General features: G+C 70.3%; 14 protein-coding genes. 7 read left to right on the forward strand and 7 right to left on the reverse strand.

Annotated elements, in window-relative coordinates; all coding sequences use genetic code 11:
- Positions 1–242: 242 nt before the first annotated feature.
- Entirely contained in the window at positions 243–482 is a 240-nt protein-coding gene (locus tag D7W81_RS16955) for a GIY-YIG nuclease family protein (protein WP_120556452.1), read from the forward strand.
- 188 nt (positions 483–670) lie between these two features.
- Complete coding sequence (locus tag D7W81_RS16960) at positions 671–1,075, forward strand: hypothetical protein (RefSeq protein ID WP_147445510.1); 405 nt, start codon at positions 671–673, stop codon at positions 1,073–1,075.
- A 10-nt stretch (positions 1,076–1,085) separates the two neighbouring features.
- On the opposite strand, the gene D7W81_RS16965 is transcribed toward D7W81_RS16960, so the two are convergent.
- On the reverse strand, positions 1,086–1,391 hold the full coding sequence (locus D7W81_RS16965) for a hypothetical protein (protein ID WP_120556430.1): 306 nt from the start codon (positions 1,389–1,391) through the stop codon (positions 1,086–1,088).
- Positions 1,392–1,483: 92 nt separating this feature from the next.
- Between D7W81_RS16965 and D7W81_RS16970 the strand changes: the two genes are divergently transcribed.
- Both D7W81_RS16970 and D7W81_RS16975 read left to right on the forward strand, forming a co-directional pair.
- Entirely contained in the window at positions 1,484–1,765 is a 282-nt protein-coding gene (locus D7W81_RS16970; protein WP_120556431.1) for a hypothetical protein, read from the forward strand.
- Between the two features lie 11 nt (positions 1,766–1,776).
- The gene (locus D7W81_RS16975; protein ID WP_120556432.1) at positions 1,777–2,271 is read left to right on the forward strand and encodes a hypothetical protein; all 495 of its coding nucleotides are present in this window, start codon (positions 1,777–1,779) and stop codon (positions 2,269–2,271) included.
- Between the two features lie 11 nt (positions 2,272–2,282).
- On the opposite strand, the gene D7W81_RS16980 is transcribed toward D7W81_RS16975, so the two are convergent.
- Both D7W81_RS16980 and nudC read right to left on the reverse strand, forming a co-directional pair.
- Positions 2,283–2,975 (reverse strand): radical SAM protein, encoded by a 693-nt coding sequence (locus D7W81_RS16980; RefSeq protein ID WP_120556433.1) that lies wholly within the window; start codon positions 2,973–2,975, stop codon positions 2,283–2,285.
- A 63-nt stretch (positions 2,976–3,038) separates the two neighbouring features.
- On the reverse strand, positions 3,039–3,875 hold the full coding sequence (nudC, locus tag D7W81_RS16985; protein ID WP_120556434.1) for an NAD(+) diphosphatase: 837 nt from the start codon (positions 3,873–3,875) through the stop codon (positions 3,039–3,041).
- A 90-nt stretch (positions 3,876–3,965) separates the two neighbouring features.
- On the opposite strand from nudC, the gene D7W81_RS16990 reads away from it, so the two are divergent.
- Positions 3,966–4,181 (forward strand): hypothetical protein, encoded by a 216-nt coding sequence (locus D7W81_RS16990; RefSeq protein ID WP_120556435.1) that lies wholly within the window; start codon positions 3,966–3,968, stop codon positions 4,179–4,181.
- 26 nt (positions 4,182–4,207) lie between these two features.
- Here D7W81_RS16990 and D7W81_RS16995 read toward each other — a convergent pair whose 3' ends face one another.
- Positions 4,208–4,669, reverse strand: a complete 462-nt coding sequence (locus D7W81_RS16995) for an FKBP-type peptidyl-prolyl cis-trans isomerase (protein ID WP_120556436.1) — start codon at positions 4,667–4,669, stop codon at positions 4,208–4,210.
- Positions 4,670–4,802: 133 nt separating this feature from the next.
- Here D7W81_RS16995 and D7W81_RS17000 point away from each other — a divergent pair, with 133 nt between their 5' ends.
- Positions 4,803–6,014 carry an MFS transporter gene (locus D7W81_RS17000; protein WP_120556437.1) on the forward strand — a complete coding sequence of 404 codons (1,212 nt, stop codon included), beginning with the start codon at positions 4,803–4,805 and terminating at the stop codon, positions 6,012–6,014.
- A gap of 13 nt (positions 6,015–6,027) precedes the next feature.
- On the opposite strand, the gene D7W81_RS17005 is transcribed toward D7W81_RS17000, so the two are convergent.
- The 3 genes from D7W81_RS17005 to D7W81_RS17015 all read right to left on the reverse strand — a co-directional run bounded on the left by D7W81_RS17005 (position 6,028) and on the right by D7W81_RS17015 (position 9,871).
- A complete protein-coding gene (locus tag D7W81_RS17005) occupies positions 6,028–6,465 on the reverse strand; it encodes a GNAT family N-acetyltransferase (protein WP_120556438.1) in 438 nt (145 codons plus the stop codon).
- A gap of 14 nt (positions 6,466–6,479) precedes the next feature.
- Positions 6,480–9,344 (reverse strand): TonB-dependent receptor domain-containing protein, encoded by a 2,865-nt coding sequence (locus tag D7W81_RS17010; protein ID WP_120556439.1) that lies wholly within the window; start codon positions 9,342–9,344, stop codon positions 6,480–6,482.
- A gap of 83 nt (positions 9,345–9,427) precedes the next feature.
- The gene (locus D7W81_RS17015) at positions 9,428–9,871 is read right to left on the reverse strand and encodes an HIT family protein (RefSeq protein WP_120556440.1); all 444 of its coding nucleotides are present in this window, start codon (positions 9,869–9,871) and stop codon (positions 9,428–9,430) included.
- A gap of 141 nt (positions 9,872–10,012) precedes the next feature.
- On the opposite strand from D7W81_RS17015, the gene D7W81_RS17020 reads away from it, so the two are divergent.
- On the forward strand, positions 10,013–11,662 hold the full coding sequence (locus D7W81_RS17020) for a carboxypeptidase-like regulatory domain-containing protein (protein WP_120556441.1): 1,650 nt from the start codon (positions 10,013–10,015) through the stop codon (positions 11,660–11,662).
- Positions 11,663–12,048 lie beyond the last annotated feature (386 nt).

The raw sequence follows: 12,048 nt of genomic DNA on the forward strand, positions 1-12,048 counted from the left end.
GTCTGGTGGGGGTGGTGCACGAGACACAGGTCCTGGCAGGGTGGCGGACGGATCCGCTGGCGCAGGTGTCGGAGGTCATGGCGCGCGTCCGTAAGACGCACGCGATCCGCGGCCAGAAGCGGCGGCTGGCGCGCCTGAACGGCAGGCGTGAGGGCAGGCAGAAGCTGTTCTGAGGAGCGGGGTCTCGGCGGTAGAGTGGGGGCGCCGTGCCGGAAGCCCCCTCCACCGCCTGGACCGTGTACATGCTGCGCTGCCGTGACGGCACGCTCTACACGGGCGCCACCAACAACCTGGAGCGCCGCCTGGCCACGCATGGCCGGGGCAAGGGCGCCGCGTACACGCGAGCCCGGTTGCCGGTGACGCTGGTGTGGAGCGAGCCCGCCGAGGACCGCGGTGCCGCCCTGCGCCGGGAGGCCGCCATCAAGCGGCTCACGCGCGCGGACAAGCTGCGGCTCTTCGCCCGGCGTCCGGGACGGCGTTGACGCGCGTCCCCGCGGCTTGTTGGCGGAACGGATTTTCTTCCCGGGACGGGATGCGCGCCGCGCGACATTTGGCGCGGGGCTCGCGAGTGTTTCATCGCGTGGTGATGAAACCTCCGGGCCCGCCGGGTGGGTGTACGGAACGGCCGGGGTCGAACTAGGGTGAGGCCGTTCCTAGCAGGGGGAAGTCCATGCCGCGTTCTCGCTCGTTCATGTTCGTCTTGCTCGCCTTGGGTCTGGGAAGCGCGGGGTGCTCCGCTCCCAACCACCAGCCCATTATCCACGCCGGGCCGCGCCCGTTGGGCTCGCCGTCCACGCCGGGCGGGCTCAAGTTCGAGGAGGGGACGGTCATCCAGCTGCAGCTGGAGGTGACGGACGAGGACAACGACGAAATCTTCTACCGCTGGTCTCAGCAGCCGCCGAACCCGGCTGGCGTGTTCAGCGATCCCCACACCGCCACGCCGACCTGGACGGTCCCGGCTCCGCCGGATGACCCCAACCAGTCCATCCTCCTCTACGTGGAGGTGGAGGACCACAACGGCGGGGTGCTGGTGGGCCAGTCGCCTTCGCTCTACATCCTGCCCAAGCAGCAGTAGCGGACGGGCCTCAGGCGGCCGTGGCCGCGGGCGGCGGCGAGCCCGGACGCTGCTTCGCGCGGCTCCGGGCACGCACGGCGACGAGGATGGCGGCCACCAGGCCCACGCCCGCGCCAATGGCCGCGCCCATCAGCTGCGAGTGCATCAGCGACGCCGTCACGTTGCGCACCACCTCCGGCAGGTTGCACATGGTCTGCGTGGCGAGCGGCGTGCTGTTGTTCCACTCGATGTAGGAGGGGGCGGCCAGCGACGCGATGAAGGTTCCCAGCAGGGTGCCGGCCAGGATGAAGATGAGGAACGTCTTGAACACGGCCATGGCGGGGACCTCCTCGGCGGGTGGGCGGCGGGCCGTCCTTAGTATGCGCACGCCCGCCGCGAAAGGGGCGAAGGCGTGCTAAGGGGGCGGATGTGCCGCTCCTGCCACTCGCCATCCTGTTCGGGGTCGTCTCGCTCGTGTGCGCGGTCCTGCTGCTGACGCACGCCTTCCGCCGCAGCGTGGGCACCGGGGTGATGGTGCTGCTCATCCCCTGCTACATGCTCGTCTACGCGTTCAGCCAGTTCGAGCACCCGCGCAAGAACCTCATCGTCGCGGGCTTCGTGGCCAGCACCGTGCTGACGGCGGTGTTCCTGGGCATGGGCGCCCACGGCATCGCGGCGGCCATGGCCCGCACGCCGCCCCCCGGCTTCTAGGCGAAGGGCGCATGAGCGGATCCGCCGCGAGCCCCGCGGGAGCCCGCTGTGGCCAGCACCCGGACGTGGCCGCGGTGGCCGTCTGCGCGCGCTGTGGCGGCTTCCTGTGCGGCGCGTGCACGGAGGTGCTGGAGGAGACGGCGTACTGCGCGCCGTGCGCCGAACGGCGCTCGCGGGACATGCGGCCGTCGCGCGCGGTGCGGCTGCTCCTGTTGGCCAACCTCGGGGGCTTCTTGTTCCTCGGCGCGCCCGTGGTGCTGCGCTCGTGGACGGTCGACGGGACGCCGCGCGGAACGCTGGAGATACTGCTGAAGCTGGGGGTCACGCTGGTGGTGGCGGTGGTGGGCGCCGTCATCTCCACGCGCAGGCTGCGGCGCCGCGACGAGGTGGGCGACCGGGCCTCCGCCCTCATGCTGCGCGTCCTGTCCGCGCTGAACCTGCTGGGGTGCCTGCTCTGGGGCGCGCTCACCGCCGTCGTGCTGGCGTTCTGGGGCCCGGGCCCCTGAGGGCGCAGGCGTCACACGCCGCGCGCGTTGGGGTCCCAGAGGTACTTGTGCATCTGGAGCTGGAAGCGCACCGGCAGCCGGTCCTCGATGATCCACTCCGCAAGCTCGCGCGGGTGGAGCCTGTCGAAGATGGTGGAGAAGAGGACGCCGTAGGGCTTCTGGCCCAGGCCGTGCTCGCGCACGAGCGCACGCGACCACTCGTAGTCCTCGCGTGAGCCGATGACGATCTTCAGCTCGTCGTTGGCGTTCATGGACGTGAGGTTGCGGTAGTCGTTGCGGTCGCACTCGCCGGACGACGGCGTCTTCATGTCCACGATCTTGTGGACGGCCGGAGGGACGAGCCGCACGTCGATGGCGCCGCTCGTCTCCAGCAGCACCTTGAAGCCCGCGTCCAGCAGCGACTCCATCAGCGGATACACGCCGGGCTGGAGCAGGGGCTCGCCGCCCGTCACTTCCACGGTGGGCGTGTTCCAGGCCCGCACCTTCTCGACGACTTCGGCGATCTTCATGCGGCTGCCGCCGTGGAAGGCGAACTCGCTGTCGCAGTACGAGCAGCGCAGGTGGCAGCCGGTGAGGCGGATGAAGCCGCACAGCATGCCGGCGTGGGACGACTCGCCCTGGAGCGAGAGGTAGAGTTCCTTCACCACGACGGAGTCGGCGGTGGGGACGCGGCGGGGCTCGATGTGCGGGCGTGCGGCGGGCATGGTGTGCGTGCGAAGGGGCGCATCAAGCGCACCCTGGGGGTGGGGGTCAAGCCCGGAAGGGCTTCAGGAAGAGGGCTGGCGGGCCTTCACCTGGCCGATGAAGGTGTCGATGAGGTGGCGAGCGATGCTCAGCCGGGGCGGGATGCGCGGCAGGTCGTCCACGCCGAACCAGCGCGCCTCGGCGATCTCCTTGCCGTCCACGGTGATGTCGCCGCCCGCGTACTCGGCCATGAAGCCCACCATCAGCGAGCGGCCGAAGGGCCACGGTTGGCTGCCGAAGTAGGTGACGTTCTTCAGGTCCACGCCCACCTCCTCCTTCACTTCGCGCAGGACGGTCTCCTCCAGCGACTCGCCGGGGTCCACGAAGCCGGCCACGGTGCTGAAGAACGGCTCCGGAAAGGACGCGTTGCGCGCGAGCAGCATCTCGTCACCCCGGGTGATGAGGACGATGACCGCCGGCGAGATGCGCGGATAGAACGGCGTGTGGTCCACCGGGCAGCGGCGCGCGCGCTCGCCCGGGACCAGCTGCGTGGCCGTGCCGCACTTGCCGCAGAAGCGGTGGTTCAGGTCCCACTCCGCGATGGAGAGCGCGCGGCCCGCCACGGAGAACGTGGCCTCGTCCACCTGCTTGTAGAGCGAGCGGGCGGGGACGAACTTCAGTCCCTCCGGCGGCGCGAAGTCGCCGGGCACAGGCGTGGCGTAGCAGTCCGTGCCGTCGAGCACGCCCAGGAAGTGGGCGCTGGCCGCGGCCTCTGGCAGGGACGAGCAACGGGGCAGGTCGAGGCGGCCGTCGTGTTCAGACACGAGCAGGTCCATGCCACGCGCGGCGAACAGGAGCGCGGCGTCGCGCGAGCGTGCGGGCGGGTCATACCCGGGCTGGAAGCGTTTCAGGGGGCTCACGGGGCCACCTTAACGGACGGCGCGGCGGGGCGCCGCGCGCTATGCTCCGGACGCCCGCGAACGGGCACTGCCCGCCTGGAGTCCTCGAACGTGAACGCCCTTGTCCTCCGCATCGTGTGCGGCCTGCTCTTCCTCGGGATGGTGCTGGGCGTGGTGACCCATCCCCCGAAGGACCTCACCCAGGGGCTGGGGATGATGCTGCCCGCGACGATGCTGCTGGGCGTGGCGCTGAAGGGGCCGAAGGGGCGCTCCGCGATTCCGAAGAAGCGCGCGCCGCCGGTGTCGGGTGGAACGCCCGGCGTCTGAAGCCGACGCCGGGACCCGGGCGCGCGTCAGTAGACGTTCATCAATTCCACGTCGAAGACGAGCACCGCATCAGCGGGGATGACGGGCGCGGAGCCGCGCGAGCCGTAGCCCAGGTCGGAAGGGATGACGAGCTTGCGCTTACCGCCCACGCGCATGCCGACGAGCCCCTCGTCCCAGCCCTTGATGACCTGGCCCCGGCCCACGGTGAAGGCGTAGGCCTCGCCGCGCGAGCGGCTGTTGTCGAACATGGAGCCATCCGGCAGCCAGCCCGCGTAGTGCACCTGCACGCGGCTGCCATTGACGGCCTCCTTGCCGGTGCCCACGACCAGGTCCTGCGTGTAGAGCCCGGACTCACTCTTGTTCATCGTGGACAGGTCCACGCCCAGGGACCCGGCATACGTCACCTTGGCCGGATCACCCGAGGAGGAGCCGTCGTCACCACAACCAGCCAGGGCCAGCACCGCGCACAGCAGAAGGGAACGGAACATTGCCGCAGCCTGCCGCGCGCGGGCGCCGTGGGGAAGGGGGGCGCGCACGGCCTGCCCGCCCGGACGGCGGCGGACTCGCGCAGGTCCTGCTTGAAGCGCGTCCATGCGGGGCTTATCCGTTGCGCCGCCCGCCATGCAGACGCCCTCCGACCCCGCACCTTCCGCTTCGCTTCGTCCCTCGCTCGTCTGGTTGATGGCGGTGGCCGGCGCCGTCACCGTCGCGAACCTCTATTACAACCAGCCGCTGCTGGGAGACATCGGCCGGACGCTCGGCGCTGACGGGAGCGCGCTGGGGCTGGTGCCCACGCTGACGCAGGTGGGCTACGCGGTGGGCATGCTCTTCCTGGTGCCCCTGGGTGACAGCCTGGAGCGCCGCAAGGTCATCCTCCTCTTGTGTGGCTGCGTGGGCGTGGCACTGGTGGCGGCGGGGCTCGCGCCCAACCTGCACGTGCTGGTGGCGGCGAGCTTCGCCATTGGCGTCACCACGGTGGTGCCGCAGATGCTCATCCCCTTCGCGGCGCAGCTCGCGGCGCCCTCGGAGCGCGGACGCGTGGTGGGCATGGTGATGAGCGGGCTGCTCATCGGCATCCTCCTGTCGCGCACGGCGGCGGGCTTCGTGGGCACGCACCTGGGCTGGCGCACCATGTTCTTCGTGGCCGCGGGCCTCATGGTGGTGACGGGCGTGGTGCTGCGCTTCATGCTGCCCGCGCAGCCGCCGTCGGTCTCCATGCCCTATCCGCAGTTGATGAAGTCGCTCATCCACCTGGCCCGCACGGAGCCGGTGCTGCGGCTGCACGCGCTCCTGGGCGGGCTGACCTTCGGCGCGTTCAGCGCCTTCTGGGCCACGCTGGCGCTCTACCTGCGCTCGCTGCCCGGGCACTACGACGCGCAGGTGGCGGGCCTCTTCGGCGTGGTGGGCGTGGCGGGCGCGGTCATCGCGCCGCTGGTGGGGCGCTACGCGGACCAGCGCGGGGACCGGCGCATCAACGCGCTGGCCATCGCCGTGCTGCTGGCGTCCTTCGTCGTGCTGTGGCTCTGGGGGCACTCGCTGTGGGGCATCGCGCTGGGCGTGGTGCTGCTGGACCTGGGCGCGCAGGCAAATCAGATTGCCAATCAGGCGCGGGTGTATTCACTGCGGCCCGATGCTCGCAGCCGGCTCAACACCCTCTACATGGTGACCTACTTCGTGGGCGGCGCCGCGGGCGCGTGGGCGGGCATGGCGGCCTGGACGCGCGCGGGCTGGCCGGGCGTGTGCGCGGTGGGCGCGGCGATGTCGCTCACGGCGCTGGTGGTGGTGCTCTGGAGCGGCCGCCGTCTGCCGGCGGCCCACGCCCCCGCGACCTGAAGCGTCCCGAGCCTTAGAGGTCGCGCTGCATGTTCCGGTGGGGGATGCCCACCTCTTCGTAGGGCTCGCCGTACAGCGTGTAGCCCAGGCGCTCGTAGAAGGGGACGACGGGGGCCCGCGCATGCAGGTGCACGTGGCGGAAGCCGCGCGTGCGCAGCTCCTCCTCCAGCGCGCGCACCAGCTTCGCGCCCAGGCCCTTGCCCTGCAGCGCGGGGAGCACCGCCATCTGGAAGAGCCGGCCGCCATGCGCGTCCTCCGGATGGAAGAGCACGCAGCCGCGCACGTCGCCGTCCGCGTGGGCCACCAGGTGCAGGCTGTCGTCCTCGAAGGGGAACTTCACGTCCTCGCGGGCGTGGCCCAGGGGCTCGCGCAGCACGCGGAAGCGCAGCTCCAGCTCGCCCGCGTAGAGCGGGTGCCGGGGGTCGATGAAGTCGAAGCGGAGGTCAGTCATGGCGCGGGAGTCTCTCAGAAGCTGCCCGTGAGCTGGAGGTTGAAGGTGCGGCCGTACTGGGGCACGGGGCCCGCGGACACGTCATCGCTCACGACGAAGGCGTAGCGCGTGTCGAGCAGGTTGTTCACGCCCGCGAAGTAGCGCAGCCGGCCGTAGTCGCCGGACACGCCGAAGCCCACGAGAAGCGCCTCTCCGCTGTCCGCACCGGCGATGCCGGACACCCGCGCGCTCTGGTAGGTGGCCTGCGTGGCGATGCGCATGTCGCCGTTGCCCACGGGCAGCAGGAAGCGCCCGGAGGCCAGGTGCGCGGGCGCGGCCTCCACCACGTCCTGCGAGGCATTGCGCAGCGTCACGTACGAATAGCTCAGGTCCACCAGCAGCCAGCGGCCCGGCTGCCAGTGCAGCCCAGCCTCCGCGCCCCATGCGAGCGTCTCGCCGGAGTTGTTCGCGTACACCAGGCACTGGGTGGGCGCGCTCTGGGTGCCGCACGCCGGCGTGGCCGCGGACTCGGTGGTGAGCGTGACGAGCCGGGAGATGCGGTTGTGGTAGCCGGCGACCGTCACGCGCAGTTCGTGCGTGAGGTCGTGCGAGTGCTCCACCTCGAAGGTGGTGATGGTCTCCGGCTCCAGCTGCTCCGCGGGGCGCTGGGTGAGCAGGTTGTCCTGGTAGAACAGCTCGTAGTTGTTGGGGGCGCGGAACGCGCGGCCGATGACGAGCTTGGTGAGGCCCTGCTCATACGGCCGGCCGATGACCGCGAGCCGGGGCGTGAGCGGCAGCGTGTCCAGGTCGGAGTACTTGTCCACGCGGAAGCCCAGCGACAGGCTCAGGCGTGGATGCAGGCGCCACTCGTCCAGCGCGTACACGGACACGAGCGAGCGCGTCTGCGTGTCCAGCGGCGCTTCCACCGCGGGGCCCACGCTCTTCTGGTCCACGCGCAGCTGGGTCTGACCCTCCACGCCCACGGTGAGGCGGTGGGCGTCGGACAGGCCGGCCAGCAGGCGCGCCTCGGCGGTGAGCCAGTCCGCCGCGCCGGAGTCGGTGTTCGTCGCCGCCGTGTCGCCGCCGTAGTTCCAGTGGCCCTTGTAGCGGCTCAGGTCCAGCGCGCCGCGCAGGGACAGGACGAAGCGCTCGGACAGGGGGCGCTCGTACTTCGCCTCGGCGAAGCCGCGCACGTCCTGCACGCGCGTGCCCTGCGCGCCCACCACGGTGCCGTAGGGCGCGGTGGGCACGTCCTTGCTGCGCCCGTGCAGCTGGGCCACCAGGGACAGGTTGCCCAGGCGCGCGCGCAGGGAACCGGTGCCGGCCGTCTCGCCGTCCAGGCCGGTGACGATGGGGCCCGGGTCGCCCAGGCGGGTGGTGTCCGCGCCGTGGGACTTCATGCCCGCCAGGCTGAAGAGGACGGAGCGCCGCGGGTCCTCCCACGACGTGGTGGCGTGCACGAGCGTGGAGCCCAGCGCGCCCACGGCCCCCGTGATTTCCAGCCGCCGGTCCAGGCCCAGCGACTCGCGCGGCACCACGTTGATGACGCCGAAGAACGCGCCCGTGCCGTACAGCGCGCTGCCCGGGCCGCGCACGACTTCAATGCGCTCCACCTCTTCCAGGTCCACGCTGAGGTCATGCGCCGCGTAGCCCTGACCGGCCCACACGTCGTTCATCGCGTGGCCGTCCCAGAGGATGAGGATGCGCGTGTTGAGGTCACCCGGCGGGGAGAAGCCGCGCACGCCCAGATAGGTGTACGTCCGGTCGTCGGTGAGGAAGAAGCCGCGCACGCCCGCCAGCGCCTGCGCCAGGGTGCGCCAGCCGAACGCACGCAGTTCCTCCGGCGTGAGCACGGTGGTGGAGGCGGGGGCCTCGTCCACGGACAAGAGGCGCTTGGACGCGGCGCGCACCGGGGGCGGCTCGTAGCGCAGGGTGGCGTGGACCTTCACCTCCTGGTCGGGGATGACGGTGACCTTCTGGCGCACGGGGCGCACGTCGCGGCTCTCCACCTCCAGCACGTGCTCGCCCTCCGGGAGGGTGACGACGGTGGGGGTGAAGCCCGCGGGCCGGCCGTCCACGCGCACGGTGGCGCCGTCGTGGTTGGCGGTGACGACGACACGGCCGCTGGGCGCCGTCTGCGCGTTCAGCGTGACGGCGAGCGGCAGGGTGCCTTCGACGGGCACGTCGATGACGTACTGGCCGGGCGCGTGTCCGGGGGCGCGCACGTGCAGCACGCGCTGGCCCGGGGACAGGCGCAGCTTCGCGGGGATGCGGCCCAGGACGGGGCCGGTGGGGCTGTCACGCACCTCCGCGCCCGCGGGGGTGCCGGTGATGTCCACCACGCCGGTGATGAGGGCCAGGTCCAGATCCACCGGCACCTCCCGGCCCCGGGTGACGGTGACGGTGGTTTCGGTGGGGCGGTAGCCGGACTTCTGGACCAGGACCTTGTGACGGCCCGGCGACAGCGCCAGCGTCTGCGGAGAGCGGCCCCGGCTGCCCAGGTCCGTGCGGTCCACGAAGACGTCCGCGCCCCGCGGATTGGTGGTGACGCGCACCAGGGCGACCTTGGGGCGCAGCCGCTCCAGGGAGCGGGTGACTTCCAAGGCGTCCTCGGCGGGCAGGTCCTCGCCGAGCAGGTCGTTGTAGTAGCGGTACGCCTCGTTGAACTTGCCCAGGGCCTCGAAGCAGCGCGCGATGTTGAAGAGGACGTTGCGGTTGGGCACCAGCCGGTAGCTGGTGAAGTACGAGCGCAGCGCTTCGGTGTAGTTGCCGTGCGAGTACGCGTCGTTGCCCAGCTCGAAGGCGATGTCCGCCTCGTCCGCGTTGTTGTCCGCGAGCGCGGGACCGGCCGTGAGGAGCCAGAGGGACAGCAGCCAGGGGCCGAGTGGGAACGCACGCATGAGGACGCCTGCATTCTTGCCCCGATGCGGTGTCAGGTCCATGACACTGGAGACCCGGTGGGCCACCGCACGCCCGGCATGGGTCAGCGGGCGAGCGCCGCCGCCAGCCGCCGGGCCGCGGCTTCCAGCGTCTGGGGCGGGAGGTGCTCCGCCGGGGCCGCGTCAAAGGCGCCCCGACCCCGGAGGTGGGACGGGGTGTCGGCGTAGCGGGGGACGAGGTGCAGGTGGAAGTGGCGGAGCACGTCGCCAATGGCGAAGGCATACACGTGCTCGGCGCCCAGCACCTCGCGCTGGGCGCGCATCACCCGGGCGGCGAACGGCCCCAGCTCCCGGGAGGCCCCCTCCTCCAGGTCATACCAGCCGCGCACGTGCTGATCGCTGGTGAGCACCACCCAGCCCGGCACGGGGCTGGGGGACGCCACCCCATGAAGGACGAGCCCGGGCGCCCGCGCGAGCACGCCACCCGGTGGGTGGACCTCCCCGTGAACAATGGCGCAGCCCAGGCAGGGGTCGTTGACGTCTGACATGGTGAGTCATCCTATTCCAGTAGGATTGGGTATGTTTTACCCCACCTTGACGGCGTGGGCCCGGGTCAGGGACTGTCCGATTTCCGCCCTTTGGGAGCAGCTGGGGCGTGAAAATTCCGTCATAAATTCAAGGTGGGGACGATGAAGAAGCAAGTGCTGATGGCCGTGTTGCCGCTGATGGTTTGGGGGTGCGGTGACGCGACTGACGCGGACAACGATGGTGTCGCGGACGGCATCCGGGATCCGAACAACGTGTCGGTGGTGGTGCCTTCCACGCCGAAGGGCACGGTTTCGGGTCAGGTGCTGAGCACGACCCTGCAGCCGCTCGCGGACGTCACGGTGGCCATGACGATTGGCAGCCAGCCGACGGGCAAGTCCGCGACGACGGATGGCAGCGGCAACTTCGTGATGACGGACGTGCCGGCGGGTGCGCAGGTGCTGCTGACGTTCAGCAAGACCGGCTACTCGACGCTGCGCGCGACCTCCACGGTGCCGTCGGCCGCGGGCACGGTGCCCATCAACAACGGCAACGCGAGCTTCGGTCCGGTGACGCTGACGCAGCTGAACGGCTCGCTGAGCGTCAACGTGGTGACGCCGCAGGGCCGTCCGGCGGTGGGCGCCAAGGGCGTGCTGGAAGTGGACAAGGCGGGCTCGGTCATCCTGAGCAACTACGACCAGGCCTCCTCCGTGGTGAGCAAGGTCTACGTGGAGGCCACCGCGGACTCCAACGGCGTCCTGACCTTCAACGGCATCCCCTCCGGTGTGGAGCTGGCGCGGCTGAACGGCACCTACAACCTCTGGATCGCGCCGATGGACAGCAACGGCGACGGGGTCGTGGACACGGGCGGCTACATGAAGAGCTACTCGGGCTCCCTCATCGTGGAGACCCAGGTCACGACGCTCGCGCAGCTGGCCCCTTCGAAGCCGTCGAACTCGGCGCTCACCATCGAGGGCGGCAACGTGTCCAGCCTGAAGGGCGCCGTGGAGACGGATCCGCTCCGGAACATGGTGCGCCCGGGCGAGCCCATCTACGTGTACTTCAACCAGCCGGTGCAGCCGGGCTCGCTGCTCGTGCGCCTGACGGACGAGTACGCGAAGGAGTCGCTGCCGGTGACGGCCTCGGTGAACGTCGGGGGCTACTCGGCGACCATCACCCCGGGCAACGGCATCGTGCAGGAGGGCAAGGAGTACAACATCTTCGTGCGCGCGGTGTCCGCGGAGGGTGGCAGCAACTACAGCCAGACGGGCTTCTTCTTCGGTGGCGACCAGGCCGCTCCGAAGGCGCTGACCATCGCGGATCTCCGGTACCAGGAGACTTCGCTGCCGCCCGCGGCCACCGCGACGCAGCTCAACCAATTTGAAGACGTGTTCGTGAACTTCAGCGCGCCCGTCGCGAAGCAGGTCGGCCAGTCCGTCCAGGTCTTCTTCGCTTCGGACATCGACAACAATGGCACCGTGGGCGGCAACTCCTTCGGTGAGGTTGGCAACTACAGCAGGCAGGGCTTCCCCCTGGAGATCGCTGAGCCGACGAAGCCCGTCCGGACGCGCACGCCGGCTGAGCTTCCTGTGTTCGGCATCCAGCCGTCTGGGTACAGCACCCGCTATTTCTTCAATTACACGGGCTCCGTTGCCCTCAACCCGAGCCAGGTTCGTCTCGTCGTTTCGTTCAGCAACCTGTCGGCCGTCCTGGGCACCAACGACACCTACGAGTCCATCTGGGGCCAGCCCATCAATACGGACCTGGAAGCGACGGGCATCGGCCAGCATGCCGCGCCGCCCGCTGCTCCTTGATCCTGCCCGCGGCAGCCTGACGTAGTGGGTTGAAGCATCCAAGCTGCCCCCGTGAAGCCCAGGCTTCGCGGGGGCATCTTCGTTTCAAGGAGTCCCCGGGCCGGGATCCTCCCGTCTTGAATGGAGACGTGTCCCCGCGTCGCTGGACGTGCAACGTCGCGAAGATGCATACGGATCGGGCTCGCTTCCGGACGGATACCTTCTTGCTCAGCCCCGGCCCCATGAAAAACCTCAGCTCCATCCTGTTGGCGATGCTGCTCATGCCCGCGGCATGCATCCAGGTTCCCGACCTTGTGGCTCCATCCGATGCGCCTGACTGCAGTGACGTGGGCGAGGATCCGATTGGCATCCAATGGGTGTCACCTACGGAAGGATCACAGGTCGGA

The organism is Corallococcus aberystwythensis (genome assembly GCF_003612165.1).
Classification (GTDB): Bacteria; Myxococcota; Myxococcia; order Myxococcales; family Myxococcaceae; genus Corallococcus; species Corallococcus aberystwythensis.